Consider the following 21259-nt stretch of genomic DNA (forward strand, 5'->3'; position numbering starts at 1 on the left):
GGTTACTCTCACTCTTCGAAGGTGCCAGTCACCTCTCCGGAGCATCGAGGCGGCCGTGCTTCACCGCGTCGACCATCCGCGCGAACGCGCCGGACGTCACGATCACCACCGGACCACCCGGCACCTTGCTGTCCCGAACTCCCCAGGTTCCCGGTGCGGCCGAGCACTCGACGCACTGGTTCGCCCCGCCGCTGCGGCTGCTCTTCCGCCACTCGGTGAACATGTCGTTCCTCACTCTCCCAGCTCTCGTCGGACAGCACACAACAAATTCACCGTCGCGTTCGGCGACAACGCTTGCCGCGCAGTTTCAGCGAACGCCGATTGGAGCCTTCTGACATCACTCGGGTCATCAACTATGGAGTCGCCGCCCACGTATTCCAGACCGACAAAGGGCGCGTCCAAGGGGTCGGCGAAGTGAAGAATGCTGATCGCCCCGGCTATGGTCGGGTACTCGCCCGCGCCGAACGGCAGCACCTGGATCGTGATGTTGTCCCGTTCCATCAGCGCGAGCAGGTGGCTGATCTGCTCGACCATCACCCCCGCCCCGCCGACCACCCGACGCACGACCGCCTCGTCCAGCACGGCGTGCACCACCAGCGGGTCCGGCGCGGTGACCCGCTTCTGCCGCTCCAGCCGGGACGCGACGAACTTGGCGGGTTCGACGACGCCGCCGATCGCGGCACCGTTCTCGGTGATCGCGAGCGCGTATTCGGGCGTTTGGAGCAGGCCGGGGACCAGCGTCGTGGTGATCAGGTCGATCGCGGCGGCCTCCGTCTCCATCCTCAGGTACGCCTGAAACTTTTTCGGCACAGCACCCGCCATCGGCAGCCGGGTGCTGTCCTGCTTGGCGTCCTCCCACTTTTGCAACGCCTGCTCGCGTTCCGCGTCGGAGGCGTTGTAGTAGGCCAGCAGAACTTCCATCTCAGCCATGCTCGGCAAGGTCTGCCCAGCCTCCACGCGGCTGACCGTCGACTGCGCCTTGCGGATACGGCGGGCGGCGTCCTCGGCCGAGAGTCCGGATCGCTCGCGGAACTGTCGCAGCAAGGATCCCACGCGCCGCTTGCGCGTCGTCTGATACGGCACGGTGATCCTCCTTGGTGGCCTGTGGGACACAGTAACCACGTCGATCATGACCACTCGATCGTGGCATAGCGCTCCTGGATATCCACTTAGTAGCTTCCAAATCAACCCAAAGGAGGCAAAGCATGGACGTGGTCCACGGCGGCATGTGGGCAGTACTGGGCGATGAAAGTCGAATCAAGATCAAGCCCGAGCCCGACGGCAACGGAGCGGAGGTCACGTTCTTCGGCTCGTTCGAGATCAGCCTCAGCATGAGCGAGAGCACGCTAACCCGATTCCGCGATCTTTGCGCCAAAGCCCTGCGGGACGCGCCCGTCTTCGAAGAGGATGCGGAGCCGTCGTGGACGCACCCGGCGGCACCGAGCGCCTGACCGCAGTAGGGATTCGATGAACACGCAGTACCAGCAGCCACGCCCGGTCCGCAGGAAGAAGACGGGGAAGGTCGCCATCGTCCTGTCGACCGTGCTGGTCGCGGCAGTCGCGGTCACCGCTGCCGCGCTCACCCGGTCCGACATCAGCGGTCGGGCCGTGAAGGCCACGACGCCGGAGGACACCGCTCCCCCTGCGAAGAACGTGCTGGTCCAGAAGATCGAGAGCGGACCGCTCAACTACGGGTCGACACCGGCCTTCGACGCCTGCGCGGTGCTCCCCCGCACCGGCCTCGCCCGGGTGGGGTTCCCGGAGGACACCATCAACTACCGCGAGCTGACCTACCTGCCGACGACCGTTCCCGCCACCGTCAGCAAGGTCAGCGAGCTCAACCCGATGACCACCTGCGGTTATTGGATCAACGCCAAAGACGCGGACGACGCCTACGTGGTGCTCGACATCGCGCAGCGGCCGTTCAACGAGCTGCGCGTTCGTCACCGGGGTGACGAGGAGCGGGTGAGTTCCGGTCTGAAGGTGTCGACTCGGAGAGAGGGGGACCAGTTCTTCTCCGAGATCGGCAACGAGGACTCGAACTTCTTCGCCAGGCTGGACATGGGCCGGATCACCAGCGACGTCAACGGCGTGCCCGCGCACCAGGTGTTCGCCAACCTGGTCGACCTGGCCGCCGCGAAGCTGGCCAAGGGGCCGGACTCCCACAGCTCCTACGCGTTCACCGGCCGCTACGAGGGCGTCCCGTTCGCCTGCGACGTGCTCACCGCGGAGTTGTTCACCGAGCTGACCGGCAAGCAGGACTCGGGATTGGTCGAGACCACTGAGACGCGGGCGCACGAGGCCAGCCGGGACTACCCCGGCCTGGGCACGCTCCAGGCCGTGGAGCAGGAGTGCGGTCGCGGTTCCACCGACCAGTACGGGAACAGCGACCAGTCACGGACCCTCCGGGTGAAGTTCGAGACCTTCCGCACCGAACAGCAGGCCCGCGACGCCCACGCCTGGGGCTGCGATCCGCAGAACCCGGCGGGCGCGATCCTCGGGGAGCCGGTTCCGGTCGACAAGGAAATCGGCGACGGCAAGCCGTGCGTGCGGTCGATCGGCTACCTCAACTACGTGTTCCTGGTGGGCCGCACTGAGGTCAGCATGATGCCCAACGAGCCTTGGGCGGGCGCGGACCCGGACAGCTTCGCCCGCGAGTTCGCCCCCACCGCCACAACCCTCGCCGACCACGTCCGCCGCGCCTTCTAACCCCCGCCCGCGCGAGTCGAACGCTCAGGACCCCCGAATTCAACGCTCAGAACCACCACGCCCGCCCCCGGCATCACCCACCTATGGGCGTGTCGGGCATATCGCCCCCGGCATCACCCACCTGTGGGCCTGTCGCCCCGCAAGTCGCGCGCCCGGACACCACGAACCGAGCGTTCGGACACCCCACCCGCACTTTTGCGCTCCGGACCGCGCTTCCCACGCGCCGGGTAGTAGTTACCGGCCCCCACACACCCGTCCGGTAGTACTTGCCGACGCACCAGAGGGGCGCGCGGAGCGCGCGCAGCGAGGTGCCCGCGAGCGCCGTCCTTGGCGACCTGCCGCGCGGCGAGCGCACGCCCTTGACCCACCCTCAACGACGGGCTCAGAGGTCCTGAGTGACGAACTCAAGGGTCCTGAGCGTTCGACTCGCGGTACCTGAGCGTTCGACTCGCGGGGTCAGGGGAGGAGGATGCCGTGGTTGACGGCGCGGAGGGCGATGTCGGTGCGGTGGTGGGAGCCAGTCAGGTGGACCCGCGCCACCCGCTCGTAGGCGTCGTCGCGCGCGGCGGCCAGGGTTTCCCCGGTGCCGACCACGGACAGGACGCGCCCGCCGGTGGAGACCACCGCGCCGTCCTCGCGCCGCCGGGTGCCCGCGTGCAGCACGCCCTCCGCCTCGGAGCCCGCCACGACGTCGCCGGTGCGGGGGCGGCCGGGGTAACCCTCGGCGGCGACGACCACGGTCACCGCGTAGCCGTCGGCCCACTCCAGCGGCCCGAACGAGGCCAGGGAACCGGTGGCGGCGGCGTGGAACAGCTTGCCCAGCGGGCTGCGCAGCAGCGCCAGCACGGCCTGGGTCTCCGGGTCGCCGAACCGGCAGTTGAACTCGATCACCTGCGGGCCGGACGAGGTCAGCGCGAGCCCCGCGTAGAGCAGGCCGGTGAACGGGGTGCCGCGGCGCGCCAGCTCGTCGACCACGGGCTGCACGCAGCGGGTGACGATGTCGTCCACGAGCCCTTCGGGGGCCCAGGGCAGCGGGGAGTAGGCGCCCATGCCGCCGGTGTTGGGGCCCGCGTCGCCGTCGCCGACGCGCTTGAAGTCCTGGGCGGGCAGCAGCGGCACCACGGTCGCCCCGTCGACCAGGCAGAACAGGGACACCTCGGGGCCGTCGAGGAAGCTCTCCAGCAGCACCGGGTGGCCGCCGTCGAGCAGGGTCATGGCGTGGGCGCGGGCCACCGCGCGGTCGGCGGTGACCACGACGCCCTTGCCCGCGGCGAGGCCGTCGTCCTTGACCACCCAGGTGGGGCCGAAGCGGCCCAGCGCCGAGTCCAGGCGGGCCGGGTTGTCCACGACCTCGGAGGTGGCGGTGGGCACCTGCGCGGCGGCCATGACGTCCTTGGCGAACGCCTTGGAGCCCTCGATGCGGGCGGCCGCCGCCGAGGGGCCGAAGCAGGGGATGCCGAGGGCGCGGACGGCGTCCGCCGCGCCCACCACCAGCGGCTGCTCCGGCCCGATCACGACCAGGTCGGCGTTCCACTCCTTGGCCAGCGCGGCGACGGCGCCCGCGTCGTCGACGTTGACACCGTAGGTCTCCGCGACGCCGGCGATGCCCGCGTTGCCGGGGGCGCACGCCAGCGCGACCACGGAGGGGTCGCGGGACAACGCGAGGACTAGGGCATGTTCACGGGCTCCGGACCCGATGACCAGGACGCGCACGGTGGGCCAGCCTAGATGACCGGGGCGCTCATCCGCCCAGGGCGTCCTCCGATCCGGGGTGCACGGGCACCGGATCGGTCCTGTCGGCCTGCTCGCGCAGGATGTCGCGGGCGGCCGGGTGCACGCGCTCCAGGTCGGCCTTCTTGTCGTGGATCAGCTTGGTCACCGCGCAGGCGTCGCCTTCGGGGAAGTCGTCGCGCACCAGCAGCACGTTGGGCACCACGACGGTGGGGGTGTCGGCGGGCTGGCCGTAGGTGGCGGCGGGGATGGTGCCCTGGTCGTAGACGGGGTTGACCTCCTTCAGCGCGCCGAGCTGCGGGGTGATGTCGATGAACTTCACCTCGCCCTTGAGCGAGGTGGTGATGTCGGTGATCTGCGCGGTGGGCAGGCCGCCGGACCAGACCAGGCCGTCGAGGCTGCCGTCCTTCATGCCGTCGGCGGTCTTGGCCAGGTCGAGCCGCTGCGCCTGCACGTCGGTCTCGGGGTCGAGTCCGGCGGCTTCCAGCAGCCGGTGGGCGATGACCTCGGTGCCGGACTTGGGGGAGCCGGTGGAGATCCGCTTGCCCTTCATGTCCCGGATGGACTCGATGCCGCTGCCCGTCCGCACCAGCACCTGCGTGTAGTTGGGGTAGAGCCGGGTCAGCGCCTTGACCTTCTGCGGCTTGCCGTCGAAGGCGCCCTTGCCCGCGACGGCGTCGGCGGCGGTGTCGGCCAGCGAGAACGCCATGTCGTAGTCGCCCGCGACGAGCTGCTGGATGTTCTGCACCGACGCGCCGGTCTCCGCCGCGGTGGCCTTGAGCTTGGTGTTGTCGCTGATCAGCTTGGCCAGGCCGCCGCCCATGACGTAGTAGACGCCGCCGGAGTTGCCGGTGGCGATGGTGATCCGCCCGTCGCCCGCCTCGCACGCCGCGCTGCCGCCCCCGCCCGCTTCGGACGTGGTGCGCTTGCCGCCGCACCCGGTGGCGACCAGTCCGACCGCGAGCGCCGCCGCGGCGACCTTCTGCCAGTTACGCATGGTGATCCCTCCTCCTCAAGACCAGGTGCGCGGCCACCGCGAGGAGCAGGAAGCCCGCTCCCACGGCCACGGCGACCGGTTGCAGGTAGAGCAGCGCGAGCGCGGCGGGCACGCACAGGGCGCGCTCCACCCAGCCCGCGCGGCGGACGATCCAGCCGCCGGTGACCACGGCCAGCGCGGCCACGCCCAGCGCGGACGCGGCGAACACCCACAGCACGTCCGTCAGGGGCGCCCGCAGCAGCAGTGCCGCGCCGTTGTCGGTGAGCACGAACGCCAGCGGCACGAGGAACGCGGGCAGCGTGTACTTCCACGTGCGCCACATCGTCTTGACCACGTCGCCGCCGGTGATGGCCGCCGCGGCGACGGCGGCCAGCGCGGTCGGCGGGGTCACCTCGGACAGCACCGCGTAGTAGAAGATGAACATGGCCGCTTCGGCGGGGGCCACGCCCAGCTCGACCAGCGCGGGTCCGATCACGACCCACGAGATGATGAACGACGCGGTGACCGGCACGGCCAGGCCGAGGACGCTCACCGCGAGCGCGGCCAGCACGGCGGTCACGCCCAGCACCACCACGGGGTTGGACGACACCGCCGAGGCCAGGTCGACCAGCGCCGAGGCCAGTTCCTGCCCCAGTCCGGTCTTGGTGATGGTGGAGGTGATCACGCCCGCCGCCGCGCACACCGCGATCACCGGCAGCGCCCCGCGCACGCCCGAGGACAGCGAGTCGGCGACCAGCTTGAGCCAGCCGCGCGGGTCGTCGCGGTGGGCGAGCAGGGCGAACAGGGCGGCGATGCCGGTGGCGTAGACGACGGCGGACTGCACCGGGATGTCCATCGCCAGGAAGGCGACGATCACCGCCAGGGACAGGAAGTGGTAGCCGCCGCGCTTGAGCACGGTCCACGCGCCGGGCGCGTCGACCTCCACCGGCTTGGCGCCGAACTTGCGCGCGTCGACCTCCACGGCCAGCGCGATGCCCAGGTAGTAGAGCAGGGTCGGCAGCAGCGCCCACAGCAGCACCTGGAAGTAGGAGGTCTCCAGGTACTCGGCGATGATGAACGCCGCCGCGCCCAGCGTGGGCGGGGACAGGATGGCGCCGATGCCGGACGCGGCGAGCAGGCCGCCCGCGCTCTCCCTGGGGTAGCCCGCCTTGCGCAGCACCGGCCAGGCCACCGCGCCGAGGCTGACCGCAGTGGCGGTGCCGGAGCCGGAGACCGTGCCGAGCAGGAACCCGGCGGTGGCGGCGGTGCGGCCGGGCGCGGTGCGCGAGCGGCGGAACGCGGCGAAGCTGAAGTCCACGAAGAACGCGCCCGCGCCGGAGGCGTTGAGCACCGCGCCGTAGATGGTGAACAGCACGATGTAGGTGGCGGCGACGTCCAGCGGGGTGCCGTAGAAGCCGGTGGCGTCGTTGAAGAAGCCGTTGATGATCTGGCTGAAGTCCACCCCCGCGTGCGCGATGGCCCAGCTCGGCGGCAGGTAGCCGCCGTAGTAGGCGAACGCCACGAACGCCAGGCACACGACGGGCAGCACCAGGCCGGTGGTGCGCCGGGCCGCTTCCAGCACCAGGACCAGCAGCACCGCCCCGGCGGTCACGTCGAGCGGGGTGAGCTGGCCCTGCCGGTCGAGGAAGGCGTCGAAGCCGCCGAGCAGCGGGTAGCAGGCGACCGCCAGGGCCAGCGCGGCCAGCGCCCAGTCCAGCGGGCCGGGGTCGTCGGCGGCGCCGCGGCGCGGCCGGTAGCACAGGAACACCAGCGGCAGCGTCGTGGCGAGGAAGACCACCAGGTAGAACTGGTTGCCCTGGGCGAACGGGAAGAACACCTGCTTGAGCACGAGGGCGGCGACCGCCAGGCAGGCCGCCCACACGCCCAGCTCCCAGCGGCGCGACAGCCGCCGCGACGGGCGTTCCTCGTCGTACTCGGCGATCAGCTCGGCGACGTCGGCCTCACGGCCCAGGACCGGCTCCGGTGGTCTGGTCGGACTGCTCACCCGCGCACCTCCTCGTGCGGCGTTGATCAGGTGAGCAGGACGCTAGTTGTGCCGCCGGTCACAGGGGTAGCCCGACTTTCTAAAGGGACTGTAAAGACCTCACACGATGCGGTCGTCCAGGTAGCACCAGCGCCACTGCTCGCCCGGCTCCACCGAGCGCATCACCGGGTGCTCGGTGGCCTGGAAGTGCGCGGTGGCGTGCCTGCGCGGGCTGGAGTCGCAGCAGGCCACGTGCCCGCAGGTCAGGCACTTGCGCAGGTGGGACCAGTTGTGCTCGCCGAGCGCCAGGCAGTCCGCGCACCCCTCGGCGCTGTCCGGGGCGACCTCGGTGGCGGGCAGGTCGGCGGTGTGGGGGCAGGTCATGGCGACCATCGTGGCGCAAGATTGCCCCATGCACGGACCGGAACTGCTGCTGTTGCTGCTCGGCGCCCTCCTGGTCACCGCCGTGGCCCGGCGGTTGAACTGGTCGGCCCCGCTGGTGCTGGTCGGCGTGGGCCTGGCGGTCTCCTTCCTGCCCGGCCTGCCCGAGTTCGCCCTGGAACCGGAGCTGATCCTGGTCCTGGTGCTGCCGCCGCTGCTGTACTCGGCCGCGCTGGACAGCTCCTACCACAACTTCAAGGCCAACCTGCGGCCCATCGGGCTGCTCGCGGTGGGGCTGGTGCTGGCCACCACGGTCGCCGTCGGCCTGGTCGCGCACGCGGTGCTGCCGGGTCTGTCGGTGCCCGCCGCGCTGGTGCTGGGCGCGGTGGTCGCGCCGCCGGACGCGGTGGCCGCGGTGGCCATCGGCCGCAGGCTGAACCTGCCGCGCCGCACCATGACGCTGCTGACCGGCGAGAGCCTGATCAACGACGCCACCGCGCTGACCGCCTACAAGGTCGCGGTGGCCGCCACGCTGGGCGCGACCGCGTCGTGGGGCGGCAGCGCCTGGACGTTCGCGGTGGCGGCGGGCGGCGGCGCGCTGGTCGGGCTGGTCGTGGGCGTGGCCGTGCAGGCGATCCGGCTGCGGCTGGGCGACGGCGTGCTGGAGAGCGCGCTGGGCCTGCTGGTGCCGTTCGGCGCGTACCTGCTGGCCGAGGAGTTCGGCGCGTCCGGCGTGCTGGCCGTGGTGGTCGCCGGCCTCTACATCGGGCACAACTCGCCGCGCACCTCGTACTACACGCGGTTGCAGGACACCGCCGTGTGGCGGGCGGTGGACGTGCTGCTGGAGTCGTTCGTGTTCGCGCTGATCGGCTTGCAGCTCAAGACCACCGCGCACGCCGTGCAGATCACCTCCGGGCTGGTGTGGGCGGCGCTGGCGGTGCTCGCGGCGACCATCGCGGTGCGGTTCCTGTGGATGTACCCGGCGGCCTACCTGCCCCGGTTGCTGTTCAAGCGCATCCGGGAGCGGGAGCCGTCGCCGGGGTGGCGCGGCACCACGGTGATCTCCTGGGCCGGGATGCGCGGGGTGGTGTCGCTGGCCGCGGCCTCCGCGCTGCCGCTGGACCTGCCCGGCCGGGACGTGATCGTGTTCTGCGCCTTCGTGGTCACCGTCGGCACGCTGCTGCTGCAAGGTCTGACGCTGCCGTGGGTGATCCGCAAGCTGGGCTTCCGCGGCGACGAGGAGCGCACCGACGCGCTGGCCGAGGCGCAGGTGCAGCACGCCGCCGCGCAGGCCGCCGTGCAGCGGCTGGACTCGCTGGTCGAGGAGGGGGACGGGACCCCCGAGCACATCGTGGAGCGGCTGCGGATCATCGCCGAGCACCGGGGCAACGCGGCGTGGGAGCGGTTGGGGCGGCAGGAGCGGGAGAGCCCGGCCGCCGCCTACCGGCGGTTGCGGCGCACCATGCTCGAAGCCGAGCGCGCGGTGTTCGTCGAGGCTCGGGACGAGGGCCGCATCGACGACGAGGTGCTGGTCCGCGTGCTGCGCGAGCTGGACCTGGAGGAGGCCGCGCTGTCCCGCGAGTAGCTCTCCAGCGCACCGTTCACTTCTCCGCAGTCCCCGGTTCGCCCTACGGTGGCCGGGACGTCGCGGTGCGCGACGAGGCTGCCGCGCGTCTGTTCGCTACTGAGGAGGCGACGATGGTGCGGACGAGGATCGTCGGGGCGGCGCTCGCGGCGCTGGCGGTGGCCGGGGCGGTGCTGCTGCCCTCGGCTTCGGCGGCCGGTGACGCCGGGGCCAAGGCCCACAAGCCGAAGGGGCCGCTGGTCATCGGGCACCGGGGCGCGTCGGGCTACCGGCCCGAGCACACGCTCGCGGCGTACGAGCTGGCCGCGCGGATGGGCGCGGACTACATCGAGCCCGACCTGGTGCCCACCAAGGACGGCGCGCTGGTCGCCCGGCACGAGAACGAGATCGGCGGCACCACCGACGTGGCCGCGCGCCCGGAGTTCGCCTCCCGCAGGACCACCAAGGTCGTGGACGGCGCCCCCATCACCGGCTGGTTCACCGAGGACTTCACCCTCGCCGAGCTGAAGACGTTGCGCGCCAAGGAGCGCATCCCGGAGATCCGGCCCCGCAACAGCCTCTACGACGGCCGCTACGAGGTGCCGACGCTGCAGGAGGTCATCGACCTCAGCCGCAGGTTGTCGCGCGAGCTGGGCCGCGACATCGGCGTCTACCCGGAGACCAAGCACCCCACCTACTTCCAGGACATCGGCCTGGCGCTGGAGCCCAAGCTGGTCGAGGTGCTCAACCGCAACGGCCTCAACCGGCGCGACGCCAACGTGTTCGTGCAGTCCTTCGAGGTCGCCAACCTGAAGTCGTTGAAGGACCGGCTGCGCGTGCCGCTGGTGCAGCTCGTCGACGCCTCCGGCGCGCCCTACGACTTCGTCAAGGCCGGTGACAAGCGCACCTACCGCGACCTGGTCACCCCGGCCGGGCTCAAGGAGATCGCGGGGTACGCGGCGGGCGTCGGGCTGGCCAAGAACGTGATCATCCCGCGCGACGAGGCGGGCCGCCTGCGGCAGCCGACCTCGGTGGTGCGCGACGCCCACGCGCGCGGCCTGGTCGTGCACGCGTGGACGTTCCGCAACGAGAACACCTTCCTGCCCGCCGACTTCCGCGGCTCGACCGACCCGGCCGCGTACGGCCGGGCCTTCGCCGAGTACGAGGTGTTCTTCGCGACCGGGCTGGACGGCGTGTTCGCCGACAACCCGGACACCGCGGTGGAGGCGCGCTCAGCGCGCTGAGACCAGCTCCTCGGGCGCGGCCTGCGGCTCCGCCAGCAGGCCGCGCCGGGCCAGCTCCGGCCGCACGCCCTCGCCGAACCAGTACGCCTCCTCCAGGTGCGGGTAGCCGGAGAGCACGAACTCCTCCACGCCCAGCGCGTGGTACTCCTCGACCAGGTCGGCGACCTCGGCGTGGCTGCCCACCAGCGCGGTGCCCGCGCCGCCGCGCACCAGGCCGATCCCGGCCCACAGGCCGGGGTGCACCTCCAGCCCGCGCACGCCCCGGCTGAGGTCGCCGCCGTGCAGGGCCAGCATCCGCTGCTGGCCGGTGGACTGGCTCTGCCGCAGCTGCTCCTGCGCCTTGCGCACCTGCTCCGGGTGCAGCGCGTCGAGCAGCTTGGCCGCCTCCGCCCACGCCTCGGCCGAGGTGTCCCGGCTGATGGTGTGCAGCCGGATGCCGAACCGGATCGGGCGGTCGCCCGCCAGCTCGCGCACCCGCGCGATCTTCTCCGCCACCTGCGCCGGGGGTTCGCCCCAGGTCAGGTAGACGTCCGCGCGGCGGGCCGCGACCGGCAGGGCGGCCGGGGACGAGCCGCCGAAGTAGATCGGCGGCACCGGGTCGGGGGCGGCCAGCGCGGTCGCGCCCTCAACCCGGTAGTGCTCGCCCGTGAAGTCCACCGGCGTGCCGGACCAGACCGCGCGCACGACGTGCAGGAACTCGTCGGTGCGGGCGTAACGCTGGTCGTGGTCGAGCCAGTCGCCGAACCGGCGCTGCTCGACCTCGTCGCCGCCGGTGACCACGTTGAGCAGCAGCCTGCCCCGCGAGATCCGCTGGTAGGTGGAGGCCATCTGGGCGGCCAGGGTCGGCGAGATGACGCCGGGCCGGAACGCCACCAGGAACTTCAGCCGCCGGGTGCGGGCGATCAGCGCGGCGGTGGTCAGCCAGGCGTCCTCGCACCACGTGCCGGTGGGGGTGAGCACGCCGTGGAAGCCGTTGCGCTCGGCGGCCTGGGCGATCTCGGCCAGGTAGTCGATGTCCGGGTCGCGCTGCGCGGGCGCGCCCTGGGACTTGTTGGCGTGGAACCGCTCCACGACGGTCCGGCCGTCGCCGGAGGTGGGCAGGAACCAGTGCGTCACGACGCTCATGAGAGGTCTCCCTGGAAGCGGGTGTCCACGAACTCGGCGAAGTCGACCCTGCCCGGCAGCGCCCCGTCCCGCGTGAACGCGTCGGCCAGCTCCTGCTCCGACGCGACCACCGCGTCGTCGAGCGCGGTGGGCAGGTCGGGGCCGCGCGCCACGGACGCGCGGGCCACGTCGAGCTTCAACCCGGTCTCGGCGGCCCAGGTCTGGGCCCACTCCTCGCGGTGGGTGTCGGCCCAGCGCTGCGCTTTGCTCACGCGGATCAGGAACTCCTTGATCGCCGCGCTCTTGCCCGCGTCGTCCAGGGCTGCCCGGCCCGCCACCTGGAAGGTGTAGCCGTTGGACTTGCCCCGGCCGTCGGTGAGCACGCGGGCGCCCGCCTCCTGCTCGGCCTGCGAGGTGTAGGGGTCCCACACCGCCCACGCGTCCACCCGCTTCTGGGTGAACGCCGAGTAGGCGTCGGCGGGCTGGAGGAAGTTCAGCGTGACGTCCTTCGTGGACAGACCTGCCGCGTGCAGCGTCAGCAGCACCTGGCCGTGCGCGGAGCTGCCCTTGGCCACGGCGATGCTCCTGCCCCTGAGGTCGGCCACCTCCTTCAGCGGCGAGTCGGGCGGCACCAGGATCGTGTCGCTCTCCACGTTGCCCTTGGCCACGTAGACCGCGGCGATCCGGGCGTTGGCGGCGGCGGCGAAGATCGGCGGCGTGTTGCCGACGCCGCCGACGTCGATCGCGCCCGCCGACGCCGCCTCCAGCAGCGGCGGCCCCGAGGTGAACGTCGACCACTCGATCTCGTAGGGGAAGTCCTCCAGCAGGCCGGCGGCGGTCAGCAGCGACTTGGAGCCGCCCTTCTGGTCGCCGACCTTCAGCACGACCGCGCCACCGGACTCCTGCGCCGCCGCGCCGCACCCGGTCAGCACCAGGGTCGCCGCGACCAGTGCGCTAAGCAGCTTCGGCATCGTCCACTCCCAGGTCCGACAGCACCTTGCCCCGCAGGTCCACCAAGGACTTCCGCCGCCGCGGGCGCGGCTGGTCCACGACGTGCTCGGCGACGATCCGCCCGGTGTCGAGCACCAGGACGCGGTCGGCCAGCAGCAGGGCCTCGTCCACGTCGTGGGTCACGAACAGCACCGCCGGTCGGTGCTCCCGCCACAGCTGCTCCACCAGCCGGTGCATGGCCGCGCGGGTCAGCGCGTCCAGCGCGCCGAACGGCTCGTCCAGCAGCAGCAGGTCGGGTTCGCGCACCAGCGCCCGCGCCAGCGACACCCGCTGCGCCTCGCCGCCGGACAGGGTCAGCGGCCAGGCGTCGGCGTGGTCGGCCAGCCGCACCTCGGCCAGCGCCTTCTCGGCGACCGCGCGCTGCCAGTTCTTCGGGCGGTCGACTCCCTTGAGCCCCAGGGAGACGTTGCGCCACACCTTGCGCCACGGCAGCAGCCTGGGCTGCTGGAAGGCGACCGAGACCGTGCCGGGGACGGAGAACTCGCCGCCCACCTCGGTGTCCAGGCCCGCCAGGACGCGCAGCAGCGTGGACTTGCCGCAGCCGCTGCGACCCAGCAGCGCCACGAACTCGCCCGCCCGCACCTCCAGGTCCAGCCCGTCGAGCACCCGCCGCGAGCCGAACTCCTTGACCAGCCCCTTCGTGCTCACCGCGTTCTCCGCCGCGCTCCTCACCGGGTTCGCCACCGCAGCACCCTCCTCTCCAGGGCGCGGACCAGCGCGTCGGTGGTCAGCCCGAGCAGGGCGTAGACCAGCAGGCCGACCACGACGATGTCGGTGCGCAGGAACTCGCGCGCGTTGTTGATCAGGTAGCCGATGCCCGCGTCGGCGTTGACCTGCTCGCCGACGATCAGCGACAGCCACGCCGTGCCCAGCGCGATGCGCAGCCCGACCAGGGTCTGCGGCACCGCCGAGGGCAGCACCACGTGCACCACCCGCTCGACCCGGCTGAACCCCAGCACCCGCACGGCCTCCAGCAGCGCGGGGTCGGTCTGCCGGATGCCGGAGTGCAGGTTCAGGTACAGCGGGAACGCCACGCCGGCCGCCACCAGCGCGAGCTTGGGCTCCTCGCCGATGCCGAACCACAGGATGAACAGCGGGATCAGGCCCAGGTGGGGCAGCGTGCGCAGCATCTGCACCGGCGGGTCGAGCAGCCGCTCGCCCCACCGGGACAGGCCGGACACCAGGCCCAGCGCGCCGCCGACGGCGGCGCCGATCAGGAAGCCGACCGCCACCCGGCCCAGCGACACCAGGAAGGCGTCGGTCAACTGGCCGTCGGCGATCAGGTCGTAGGCGGTGGCGAAGACGGTCAGCGGCGAGGCGAGCTTGTCCTCGGGCAGCACGCCCGTGCTGCTCGCCGCCTGCCACAGCAGCACCAGCCCGATGGGGCTGATCCAGCGGCGGAGATCGGGGGCTCTTCGTTTCTTGGCTGCGGGTGCGCGCGTCGGCGTGAGCGATTCTGGGCGCGCGACAACACCCGCGGTGGAAATCGACACGATTTCTCCCAGCGGACACCGGAAACAGGGGGTGAGAGCGGTGGATCAGCGCGTGCGACAGATCGCGCTCGCCTGCCGCCGGAGGTCGACGTGCAGGCGAGCGACGAGGGTTTCGCGCTCACTCATGAGCCTGAGTTTTGGTGCCCCGCTGGGGGAAGTCAACGGTTCCCGAATGCTGACAATCTATCGGTCAGCGATATTTCAGCCGAGCATGTCGTGGCGCACGATGGTCTGGTCGCGGCCCGGACCGACGCCGATGGCGGACATCCGCGCCCCGGAGATCTCCTCCAGGTGCCGGACGTAGGCCTGGGCGTTGGCGGGCAGCTCCTCGAAGGTGCGGCACTCGCTGATGTCCTCGAACCAGCCCGGCAGCTCCTCGTACACCGGCACGGCGTGGTGCACGTCGGTCTGCGTCATCGGCATGTCGTCCACGCGCGTGCCGTCGATCTCGTAGCCCACGCACACCGGCACCTTCTCCAGGCCGGACAGCACGTCCAGCTTGGTCAGGAAGTAGTCGGTGATGCCGTTGACCCGCGCCGCGTAGCGGGCGATCACCGCGTCGAACCAGCCGGTGCGCCGCGAGCGGCCGGTGGTCACGCCGAACTCGCCGCCGGTCTTGCGCAGGTGCTCGCCCATGTCGTCGTGCAGCTCGGTCGGGAACGGGCCCGAGCCCACGCGGGTGGTGTACGCCTTGAGGATGCCGATCACCGTGGTGATCCGGGTGGGGCCGATGCCCGAGCCCGCGCTGGCGCCGCCCGAGGTGGGGTTCGACGAGGTGACGAACGGGTAGGTGCCGTGGTCGACGTCGAGCAGGGTGCCCTGCGAGCCCTCCAGCAGCACCGTCTCGCCGCGCTCCAGCGCCTGGTTGAGCAGCAGCCGGGTGTCGGCGATGCGCGAGGCGAACTTGGCGCCGTGCTCCAGCACGGTGTCCACCACCTGGTCGGGGTCCAGCGCCTTGCGGTTGTAGACCTTGACCAGCACCTGGTTCTTGAAGTCCAGCGCGGCCTCCACCTTCTGCCGCAGGATCTTCTCGTCCAGCAGGTCCTGGGCGCGCACCCCGACGCGGGCGATCTTGTCCTGGTAGCAGGGGCCGATGCCGCGGCCGGTGGTGCCGATCTTGGCCTTGCCCAGGTACCGCTCGGTGACCTTATCGATCGCCACGTGGTAGGGCATGATCAGGTGCGCGTCGGCGGAGACGAGCAGGCCGCTGGTGTCCACGCCCTGCCGCTCCAGGCCGTCCAGCTCCTCCAGCAGCACGCCGGGGTCCACCACGACGCCGTTGCCGATGACGCTGGTGACGCCGGGGGTGAGGATGCCCGAGGGGATCAGGTGCAGGGCGAACTTCTTGCCGTCGGGCAGCACCACGGTGTGCCCGGCGTTGTTGCCGCCCTGGTAGCGCACCACCCACTGGACGCGCTCACCGAGCAGGTCTGTGGCCTTGCCCTTGCCCTCATCGCCCCACTGGGCACCGATCAGCACTACGGCCGGCATGTGAAACTCCAAGCGGTTGGACGGGTAAGAGCGAATGCCGGTGCTTGAGGGTAGACCAGGAGATGAAGGTGCGCGGAATCGTGTTGGCCTGCGGAAACTCGCAGTCGCCATTGATCACCGAGGGTGACGGTTTTGCGGTGCGGACCGTGCCCCCACGTCCCGGAAAGGCCGAGGTCGACCCGGTTCTGACCGATGTGGGTGATGGACGTCTCGTCGTCGTGGGCACCGACGCGGACCTCAACGCGGTGGTGCTGCGCCTGCTGCGCACCGACCGCCTGACCGAGGTGGCGGTGGGCTACGTGCCGGTGGAACCGCGCTCGGAGGTGGCCCGGCTCTGGGGGCTGCCCACCGATCCCGGCCACGCCCTCGACCTCGCCCGCTCCGGCGAGGCCGACCGGGTGCCGCTGGTGCGCGACGACGTGGGCGGCGTGCTGGTCGGGCTGGGCTCGCTGGGGCCGGTGCGCGGGGTCGGCTACTGCGACGACACCGTGGTGCTGCGCGGCCAGGCGGGCCGCCTGGAGGTGACCCCGGACCCCGACGGCGGCCTCGGCCTGGTCGTGCGGGTGATCCAGAAGCGGCTGCTGCGCCGGAAGGTCGAGGTCACCGCCGGGCGGGCGTTCCAGCTGGGCTGCCTGCCGGTCGAGGTGACCTCCGACGGCCACGCGCACCCCCGGCCGATGGGCAAGTGGACCTGGTACCGGCACACCGAGGACCTGCGGCTGGTCCGCGGCCTGGCCTGAGGCGCGTTCGGCCTGAGGCGGGTTTGGCCGCACCCCTCGCGGAGAAGACCGTCGCACGACAGGGTGAGGAGGTGCTGATGGCCGAACACTCGTCGCCCTTCACGGCCGGACCGGGCGGCGTCATGACCGACGAGGTCGGCGTGGTCACCGGGGCGCTGGAGCTGCGCACCACCGTCGACGAGGAGTGCGTGCTCACCGCCTGGGTGCGCTACGAGGGCGCGGACGAGTGGTACCGGGTGACCGGCGGCGCGTGCGCGCTCGTGGCCCCGGAGGACCACGAGCCGGTGCACGCGCTGCTGCTCGGCGTGCTCAACCGCCCGGAGGGGTGATCAGGACGCCTTGCGGTTGACCGGGGGCAGCGCCTGCGCCGCCTCCGCGCGGGTCAGCCCGGTGGCCTGGAGCAGGTCCACCGCCACCGACCGGACCTGCGCCAGCACCACCCTGGTGGAGAACCCGTCGCCGCCCAGCCGCTGCGGGGTGGCGGCGGCCGCCGCGTCCCGGATCGCCGCCCGCGCCTGCCGGGGCTCCTGCCCCCGGCCCAGCTCGGTGCGCAGCACGTCCACCGCGTCGGCGTAGCTGCGCAGCAGCTCGGGCAGGGCGTCGGGCATCCGCTCGCCGTCGTGCAGCGCGGTCAACGCCCGCCGGGTCAGCACGCGGGTGTTGCGCAGGGCGAAGTCCACCGGCACGGCGGTGGTCGCGTAGCGCTTGAGCTCGTCGCGCCGCCGCCACCGGATCGGCGCGATGGCGGCGATCTCCCCGCCGGTCTGCAGCGCGGAGCGGAACTCGTCGATCGCTTCCTGGCTGTCGCGCAGCCGGGCCAGCACGCCCGCCGCCTGCACGCTGTCGTTCTCGGCGATCGCGGTGGCCACCCCGCGCAGCGCGGTGGTCAGCTCGCCCAGCACCACCTTGGCCTGCCGCTGCGCCACGGTCAGCGGGTTGGCGGGCAGCAGCGCGGTGACCACCAGCCCCACCAGCCCGCCGACCAGCGCGTCGACCATGCGGTCCAGCTCGCCGCCCCCGCCGGGCGGCAGCAGCGTGGCCACCAGCACCGCCGAGGACGCGGACTGCAGCGCGATCACCGCGCCGCTGTCCAGCAGCACCGCCGCCGACATGGCCAGCGCCACCACCAGGGCGATCTGCCACGGCCCCGAGCCGATCCGGGAGATCAGCAGGTCGCCGACGCCGATGCCGACCACCACTCCGACCACCAGCTCCACCACGCGCCGCAGCCGCTGCCCCAGCGAGACGCCGAGGCAGACGACGGCGGCGATGGGGGCGAAGAACGGACGAGCGTGGCCGACCAGGTCGGTGGCCACCAGCCACGCCAGGCCCGCCCCCAGGGCGGCCTGGACGATGGGCAGCGCGGTGCTGCGCCACCGCTTCAGCCTGCGGGCCAGCTCGTCGCGGACCGCGCCCACCCGGTCAGGCCAGGCCGAGCGCGGCGGGCGCGGCCGGGTCGCTGTCGGCCAGGAACTTCCTGCAGCGCTCGTGCTCGTCGGTCTCGCCGATCTCGTCGGCGGCGCGGGCCAGCGCGGCCAGCGCGCGCAGGAAGCCCTGGTTGGGGCGGTGCGACCAGGGCACCGGGCCGAAGCCCTTCCAGCCCGCCCTGCGCAGCTGGTCCAGCCCCCGGTGGTAGCCGGTGCGCGCGTAGGCGTAGCCCGCGACCGGGTCGCCCGACTGCAGCGCGCGTTCGGCCAGCAGCGCCCACGCCTCGCTGAAGTCCGGGTAGGCGCGGACGATCTTGGCCGGGTCGGTGCCCGCGTCGGCGGCGGCCTGCGCCTCGGGGCGGTCGGGCAGCAGCGTCGGGTCGGGGCCGAGCAGGTTGTCGTTCAAGCTCATGCGATCAGCTTAGGAACATCCGCGCGACCGCTGCGACCAGCGCCAGCACCATCGCCGTCACCACGATCCCGGCCACCAGCCTGCTGCCCACCACGCGACGACCTCCAGCCGTGTTCTCAGCGAACTCTCAGCGACGCACCCTGCCTTCTTGGACCACCCGGAGCAATGAACATCACCCGTTCGCCTGGGTGAATCTCGAAATAGCAGCTCAGGGCGTTCCCCTAGGGGACTTTCCGACGCATCCCAGGGTCGGGCACCCTTCCGGTTCCCCCAAACGGGACGCATCATGAGCGGGTGAAAACGGGGGCCATGCACATCAGGCGGTTCCGCGACCAGTACTGGGAGCGCGGCGAGGCGGGGCGGGAGACGCCGCCGCCGCTGGCCGCGGCGCTGTACCGGCTGTGGCTGCTCGGCCTGCTGCTGAAGCTGATCGGCTCGTCCTGGGACGTGGCCTGGCACTTCAAGTGGCTGCGCGACGAGCTGGCGCCACCGCACATGATCAACACGGTGGGCACGGTCCTGGTCGTGGCGCTGACCCTGTTCCACACCTACACCGGCTACGGCGCCGACCGCCGCGCGCTGCGGCTGATGCAGTGGGGCACCGGGATCTTCCTGGTCGCCCTGCCGATCGACCTGATCAACCACCGGGTCAACGGCCTGGACATCACCTCGTGGAGCGGCTCGCACGCGCTGCTCTACCTGGGCACCGCGATCATGCTGGCGGGCGCGATCCTCGGCTGGCGGCAGCACTACCCGGTCGCCGACCGGTGGCGGGTGCCCGGCCTGGCCGCGCTGTGGTTCTTCTTCCTGGAGAACACCTGGTTCCCCAACCAGCACCAGGAGTACGGGGTGCTGGAGATCGCCTCGTGGGACCGCGGCGACCCGTACGCCGAGCCGATCCTGCTCCAGTTCGCCGCCGACCAGATCGGCAGGCCGGTGGACCGCGAGGCGGTGGTGCGGTTCGCGCTGCCCATCCAGGACTGGGTCTACCCGGTGTGGGGGCTGGTCACCGCGGCGCTGGTGCTCGTCGCGGCCCGGCGGATGATCGGCAGGCGGTGGGCGGCCACCGCGATCGCCGGGGGCTACGTGGCCTACCGCTGCCTGATCTGGCCGCTGCTGGCGGGCGTGGACTTCCCGCTGTCCGCGGTGCCGCTGTTCCTGCTGCTGACCGGCGTGGCGGTGGACGTGGCGCTGCTGGGCCGGGTGCCCGCGCCGGTGGCCGCCGTGCTGGGCTCGGCCGCGGTGACCGGCCTTGGCTACGGCGGGATCTGGGCGCAGCAGGAGTGGCTGTCCGCCCCGCCGATCTCCTACGCCTCGGCGGGCGCCACCTTCCTGGCGCTGGCCGTGCTGTGGACGGCCGCCGACGTGGCCCTGCGCCGCCGCGGCACGGCGCTCCTCCCCGCTCTCGCGCCGTCGCCCGTCAGTGGCACCCGGTAGTAGAAACCTGCCCGCGAAACGCCACCGGGTGGTACTTGCCGACGCCCTGGAGCGTCGGCAAGTACCACCCGGTGGTCTTTTCGGTGCCTGTTCCTACTACCCGGCGATCATGCGGCCGGAGGACTTCAGGTGCTCGCACGCCTGGGCGACGCGGGCGGCCATGCCCTGCTCGGCGGCCTTGAGGTAGCTGCGCGGGTCGTAGGCCTTCTTGTTGCCGACCTCGCCGTCCACCTTCAGCACACCGTCGTAGTTGCTGAACATGTGGCCCACGACGGGGCGGGTGAAGGCGTACTGCGTGTCGGTGTCGATGTTCATCTTGATCACGCCGTACGACACCGCCTCGTGGATCTCCTCCAGCAGCGAGCCGGAGCCGCCGTGGAAGACCAGGTCGAACGGCTTGGAGCCTGCCGGGAGGCCCAGCTTCTCGGCCACCACGTCCTGGCCCTGCTTGAGGATCTCCGGGCGCAGCTTGACGTTGCCCGGCTTGTAGACGCCGTGCACGTTGCCGAAGGTGGCGGCCACCAGGTAGCGGCCCTTCTCCCCGGCGCCCAGCGCGTCCACCGTCTTCAGGTAGTCCTCGGGCGTGGTGTAGAGCTTGTCGTTGATCTCGTTGGCGACGCCGTCCTCCTCGCCGCCGACCACGCCGACCTCGATCTCCAGGATGATCCGCGCCTTGGCGGTGAGGTCGAGCAGCTCGGAGGCGATCTTGAGGTTCTCGTCCAGCGGCACCGCGGAGCCGTCCCACATGTGGGACTGGAACAGCGGGTTCTGGCCGCGGTCCACCCGCTCCTGGCTGATCGCCACCAGCGGCCGGACGTAGCCGTCGAGCTTGTCCTTGGGGCAGTGGTCGGTGTGCAGCGCGATGTTCACCGGGTACTTCTCGGCGACCACGTGCGCGAACTCGGCCAGCGCGACCGCGCCGGTCACCATGTCCTTGACCTTGGTGCCCGAGGCGAACTCGGCACCACCGGTCGAGACCTGGATGATCCCGTCGCTCTCGGCCTCCGCGAAACCGCGCAGCGCCGCGTTGAGCGTCTCGGACGAGGTGACGTTGATCGCGGGGTAGGCGAACTCGTTCGCCTTGGCCCGGTCAAGCATCTCGGCGTAGACCTCGGGGGTTGCGATGGGCATCGGTAGGTCCTCCTCAGGTGCCCGGAACGCCGTGTCCGCTGCATCCTACGACCAACCCCGGCACCGGAACTTGATCACCGGCATAGTGGGGTCATGGCGATCGCACGATGGAACGGCGAGATCATCGCCGAGAGCGACGAGACGGAGATCGTCGAGGGGAACCACTACTTCCCACTCGAATCGGTGAGGTCCCAGTACTTGCGGCCCTCCGACACCACGTCGGTGTGCCCGTGGAAGGGCACCGCGAACTACTACTCCCTGCACGTCAACGGCGAGGAGAACACCGACGCCGCGTGGTACTACGCGGAGCCCAAGGAAGCGGCCTCGAACATCAAGGGGCGCATAGCTTTCTGGAAGGGCGTGGAGGTCAGCGCCTGACCGGGTGGGGGCGTCGCCCACGGCCGTCGTGGGCGACGCCCCGCCC

The 21259-nt window shown here is 71.7% G+C and carries 23 protein-coding genes; 8 read left to right on the forward strand and 15 right to left on the reverse strand.

The features are described 5' to 3' along the window. Positions 1-28 precede the first annotated feature (28 nt). Both JOF41_RS29395 and JOF41_RS29400 read right to left on the reverse strand, forming a co-directional pair. Positions 29-235, reverse strand: coding sequence for a DUF397 domain-containing protein (locus JOF41_RS29395; RefSeq protein WP_307867562.1), 207 nt, complete (start codon positions 233-235; stop codon positions 29-31). Next, complete coding sequence (locus JOF41_RS29400; RefSeq protein WP_209623317.1) at positions 232-1083, reverse strand: helix-turn-helix domain-containing protein; 852 nt, start codon at positions 1081-1083, stop codon at positions 232-234. The genes JOF41_RS29395 and JOF41_RS29400 overlap by 4 nt, the downstream gene beginning before the upstream one ends. A 122-nt stretch (positions 1084-1205) precedes the next feature. On the opposite strand from JOF41_RS29400, the gene JOF41_RS29405 reads away from it, so the two are divergent. Then, complete coding sequence (locus JOF41_RS29405) at positions 1206-1451, forward strand: hypothetical protein (protein WP_209623319.1); 246 nt, start codon at positions 1206-1208, stop codon at positions 1449-1451. 16 nt (positions 1452-1467) lie between these two features. Further along, positions 1468-2709 carry a hypothetical protein gene (locus JOF41_RS29410; RefSeq protein WP_209623321.1) on the forward strand — a complete coding sequence of 414 codons (1242 nt, stop codon included), beginning with the start codon at positions 1468-1470 and terminating at the stop codon, positions 2707-2709. A gap of 456 nt (positions 2710-3165) precedes the next feature. Here JOF41_RS29410 and purD read toward each other — a convergent pair whose 3' ends face one another. From purD to JOF41_RS29430, 4 genes are all read right to left on the reverse strand, one after another. After that, a complete protein-coding gene (gene purD, locus JOF41_RS29415) occupies positions 3166-4422 on the reverse strand; it encodes a phosphoribosylamine--glycine ligase (protein WP_189226977.1) in 1257 nt (418 codons plus the stop codon). 28 nt (positions 4423-4450) lie between these two features. Then, on the reverse strand, positions 4451-5437 hold the full coding sequence (locus tag JOF41_RS29420; RefSeq protein ID WP_209623322.1) for a TAXI family TRAP transporter solute-binding subunit: 987 nt from the start codon (positions 5435-5437) through the stop codon (positions 4451-4453). Then, the gene (locus JOF41_RS29425; RefSeq protein ID WP_189226975.1) at positions 5430-7421 is read right to left on the reverse strand and encodes a TRAP transporter permease; all 1992 of its coding nucleotides are present in this window, start codon (positions 7419-7421) and stop codon (positions 5430-5432) included. The genes JOF41_RS29420 and JOF41_RS29425 overlap by 8 nt, the downstream gene beginning before the upstream one ends. Positions 7422-7520: 99 nt before the next feature. After that, a complete protein-coding gene (locus JOF41_RS29430; RefSeq protein ID WP_189226974.1) occupies positions 7521-7784 on the reverse strand; it encodes a UBP-type zinc finger domain-containing protein in 264 nt (87 codons plus the stop codon). 28 nt (positions 7785-7812) lie between these two features. Between JOF41_RS29430 and JOF41_RS29435 the strand changes: the two genes are divergently transcribed. After that, complete coding sequence (locus JOF41_RS29435) at positions 7813-9366, forward strand: Na+/H+ antiporter (protein WP_209623324.1); 1554 nt, start codon at positions 7813-7815, stop codon at positions 9364-9366. Positions 9367-9479: 113 nt separating this feature from the next. After that, complete coding sequence (locus JOF41_RS29440) at positions 9480-10589, forward strand: glycerophosphodiester phosphodiesterase (protein ID WP_209623326.1); 1110 nt, start codon at positions 9480-9482, stop codon at positions 10587-10589. Here the strand turns inward: JOF41_RS29440 and JOF41_RS29445 are convergent. From JOF41_RS29445 to JOF41_RS29465, 6 genes are all read right to left on the reverse strand, one after another. Next, positions 10578-11714, reverse strand: coding sequence for an LLM class flavin-dependent oxidoreductase (locus JOF41_RS29445; RefSeq protein WP_189226971.1), 1137 nt, complete (start codon positions 11712-11714; stop codon positions 10578-10580). The two genes, JOF41_RS29440 and JOF41_RS29445, sit on opposite strands and share 12 nt — an antisense overlap. Further along, complete coding sequence (locus JOF41_RS29450) at positions 11711-12664, reverse strand: ABC transporter substrate-binding protein (protein ID WP_189226970.1); 954 nt, start codon at positions 12662-12664, stop codon at positions 11711-11713. Before JOF41_RS29450 ends, JOF41_RS29445 begins: the two co-directional genes overlap by 4 nt. Continuing rightward, positions 12648-13388: an ABC transporter ATP-binding protein gene (locus JOF41_RS29455; RefSeq protein ID WP_307867563.1), complete on the reverse strand. Its 741-nt coding sequence runs from the start codon at positions 13386-13388 to the stop codon at positions 12648-12650. Before JOF41_RS29455 ends, JOF41_RS29450 begins: the two co-directional genes overlap by 17 nt. Beyond that, positions 13373-14197 carry an ABC transporter permease gene (locus JOF41_RS29460; RefSeq protein WP_189226969.1) on the reverse strand — a complete coding sequence of 275 codons (825 nt, stop codon included), beginning with the start codon at positions 14195-14197 and terminating at the stop codon, positions 13373-13375. Before JOF41_RS29460 ends, JOF41_RS29455 begins: the two co-directional genes overlap by 16 nt. A gap of 45 nt (positions 14198-14242) precedes the next feature. Next, a complete protein-coding gene (locus tag JOF41_RS38700; RefSeq protein ID WP_372448534.1) occupies positions 14243-14323 on the reverse strand; it encodes a putative leader peptide in 81 nt (26 codons plus the stop codon). Positions 14324-14398: 75 nt separating this feature from the next. Beyond that, positions 14399-15688, reverse strand: coding sequence for an adenylosuccinate synthase (locus tag JOF41_RS29465; RefSeq protein ID WP_189226968.1), 1290 nt, complete (start codon positions 15686-15688; stop codon positions 14399-14401). 68 nt (positions 15689-15756) lie between these two features. On the opposite strand from JOF41_RS29465, the gene JOF41_RS29470 reads away from it, so the two are divergent. Then, entirely contained in the window at positions 15757-16428 is a 672-nt protein-coding gene (locus tag JOF41_RS29470) for a hypothetical protein (protein ID WP_209623328.1), read from the forward strand. A gap of 77 nt (positions 16429-16505) precedes the next feature. Beyond that, complete coding sequence (locus tag JOF41_RS29475; RefSeq protein WP_189226966.1) at positions 16506-16757, forward strand: hypothetical protein; 252 nt, start codon at positions 16506-16508, stop codon at positions 16755-16757. On the opposite strand, the gene JOF41_RS29480 is transcribed toward JOF41_RS29475, so the two are convergent. Then, positions 16758-17846, reverse strand: coding sequence for an FUSC family protein (locus JOF41_RS29480; protein ID WP_209623330.1), 1089 nt, complete (start codon positions 17844-17846; stop codon positions 16758-16760). A 4-nt stretch (positions 17847-17850) separates the two neighbouring features. Then, a complete protein-coding gene (locus tag JOF41_RS29485) occupies positions 17851-18267 on the reverse strand; it encodes a DUF3151 domain-containing protein (protein WP_209623332.1) in 417 nt (138 codons plus the stop codon). 294 nt (positions 18268-18561) lie between these two features. On the opposite strand from JOF41_RS29485, the gene JOF41_RS29490 reads away from it, so the two are divergent. Next, positions 18562-19704: a hypothetical protein gene (locus JOF41_RS29490; RefSeq protein WP_189226963.1), complete on the forward strand. Its 1143-nt coding sequence runs from the start codon at positions 18562-18564 to the stop codon at positions 19702-19704. A 96-nt stretch (positions 19705-19800) separates the two neighbouring features. Here JOF41_RS29490 and fbaA read toward each other — a convergent pair whose 3' ends face one another. Then, positions 19801-20835: a class II fructose-bisphosphate aldolase gene (gene fbaA / locus JOF41_RS29495; RefSeq protein WP_189226962.1), complete on the reverse strand. Its 1035-nt coding sequence runs from the start codon at positions 20833-20835 to the stop codon at positions 19801-19803. A 93-nt stretch (positions 20836-20928) separates the two neighbouring features. On the opposite strand from fbaA, the gene JOF41_RS29500 reads away from it, so the two are divergent. Further along, positions 20929-21213 carry a DUF427 domain-containing protein gene (locus tag JOF41_RS29500; RefSeq protein WP_209623334.1) on the forward strand — a complete coding sequence of 95 codons (285 nt, stop codon included), beginning with the start codon at positions 20929-20931 and terminating at the stop codon, positions 21211-21213. Positions 21214-21259 lie beyond the last annotated feature (46 nt).

It is taken from the genome of Saccharothrix coeruleofusca (genome assembly GCF_017876325.1).
Classification (GTDB): Bacteria; Actinomycetota; Actinomycetes; order Mycobacteriales; family Pseudonocardiaceae; genus Actinosynnema; species Actinosynnema coeruleofuscum.

What these genes read in the sequence shown, in the direction of transcription:
- JOF41_RS29500 (WP_209623334.1), top strand. Translation starts at nt 20,929, where the DNA reads ATGGCGATCGCACGATGGAACGGCGAGATCATCGCCGAGAGCGACGAG.
- JOF41_RS29440 (WP_209623326.1), top strand. Translation starts at nt 9,480, where the DNA reads ATGGTGCGGACGAGGATCGTCGGGGCGGCGCTCGCGGCGCTGGCGGTG.
- JOF41_RS29420 (WP_209623322.1), bottom strand. Translation starts at nt 5,437, where the DNA reads ATGCGTAACTGGCAGAAGGTCGCCGCGGCGGCGCTCGCGGTCGGACTG.
- JOF41_RS29410 (WP_209623321.1), top strand. Translation starts at nt 1,468, where the DNA reads ATGAACACGCAGTACCAGCAGCCACGCCCGGTCCGCAGGAAGAAGACG.
- JOF41_RS29475 (WP_189226966.1), top strand. Translation starts at nt 16,506, where the DNA reads ATGGCCGAACACTCGTCGCCCTTCACGGCCGGACCGGGCGGCGTCATG.
- fbaA (WP_189226962.1), bottom strand. Translation starts at nt 20,835, where the DNA reads ATGCCCATCGCAACCCCCGAGGTCTACGCCGAGATGCTTGACCGGGCC.
- JOF41_RS29485 (WP_209623332.1), bottom strand. Translation starts at nt 18,267, where the DNA reads ATGAGCTTGAACGACAACCTGCTCGGCCCCGACCCGACGCTGCTGCCC.
- JOF41_RS29465 (WP_189226968.1), bottom strand. Translation starts at nt 15,688, where the DNA reads ATGCCGGCCGTAGTGCTGATCGGTGCCCAGTGGGGCGATGAGGGCAAG.
- JOF41_RS29445 (WP_189226971.1), bottom strand. Translation starts at nt 11,714, where the DNA reads ATGAGCGTCGTGACGCACTGGTTCCTGCCCACCTCCGGCGACGGCCGG.
- JOF41_RS29450 (WP_189226970.1), bottom strand. Translation starts at nt 12,664, where the DNA reads ATGCCGAAGCTGCTTAGCGCACTGGTCGCGGCGACCCTGGTGCTGACC.
- JOF41_RS29430 (WP_189226974.1), bottom strand. Translation starts at nt 7,784, where the DNA reads ATGACCTGCCCCCACACCGCCGACCTGCCCGCCACCGAGGTCGCCCCG.
- JOF41_RS29435 (WP_209623324.1), top strand. Translation starts at nt 7,813, where the DNA reads ATGCACGGACCGGAACTGCTGCTGTTGCTGCTCGGCGCCCTCCTGGTC.
- JOF41_RS29405 (WP_209623319.1), top strand. Translation starts at nt 1,206, where the DNA reads ATGGACGTGGTCCACGGCGGCATGTGGGCAGTACTGGGCGATGAAAGT.
- JOF41_RS38700 (WP_372448534.1), bottom strand. Translation starts at nt 14,323, where the DNA reads ATGAGTGAGCGCGAAACCCTCGTCGCTCGCCTGCACGTCGACCTCCGG.